1 pseudogene is annotated in these 827 nt (G+C 57.1%); it reads left to right on the top strand.

Going from position 1 to position 827, the window contains the following annotated elements:
* Nucleotides 1-827, top strand: a pseudogene (locus HMPREF2952_RS09595) (RHS repeat protein); the annotation flags it as partial.

Here is an 827-nt window from a genome sequence, read left to right as displayed (position 1 = left end):
AACGCACCAACGCACTGGGCCATACCTTCGCCTATGCCTACGACAAAGCCCGCCGGCTGACCGTCCTTACCAATGAAAACGGCGAAACCTACCGTTTCGATTACGACCCGACCGACAACCTGATCCAAGAAACCGGCTGGGACGGCAAAATCACCGCCTACGGCTACGATGCTGCTGGACAACTGGTTCAACAGACCGAATACGGTCAAAGCACCGATAAAGGTCGTCTGAAAAACCGTCCCGAGACTTGGCACATCCATCATTTCAAACGCAACATCCTCGGCCAACTGATCGAAAAACAAAGCCGCAAAGTCTCCGGCCGCAACGGACAAAGCAAAGACGAAGGCATCAGCCGCACCCGTTTCGAATACGACCCGATTACCGGCAACCTGACCAAAGCCCGCAACCAACACAGCAGCGTCGAACTCGCCTACGACGAACTCGACCGCCTTATCGGCGAAACCACCGTCCACAACGGACAAAGCGCCACCGTAGGCTACCAATACGACCCGTTGGGCAACCGTATCCGCACCATCCTGCCCGACGGCCGCCATATCGATTACCTGTACTACGGCAGCGGACACCTGCACCAAATCAGCCTCGACGGCGAAGTCGTCAGCGACATCGAACGCGACAAACTGCACCGCGAAATCCAAAGGACGCAGGGCAGCATCAGCAGCCTGTACGACTACGACCCCATGGGTCGTCTAAAAAGCCAGCGTACCATCCAGAACGGCACACAAACGCTTCACGGCAAACAAAACCCGTTGGCCGGCGGCGCCGTCAACCGCCGCTACGCCTATGACAAAGCCGGCAACCTGATTCAA

Origin of the sequence: Neisseria sp. HMSC068C12 (assembly GCF_001814095.1) — a bacterium.
In the GTDB taxonomy this organism is placed as follows: domain Bacteria; phylum Pseudomonadota; class Gammaproteobacteria; order Burkholderiales; family Neisseriaceae; genus Neisseria; species Neisseria perflava.
Note: the sequence above shows the minus strand (reverse complement) of the source record. Positions and strands in the feature narration are given on the sequence as shown.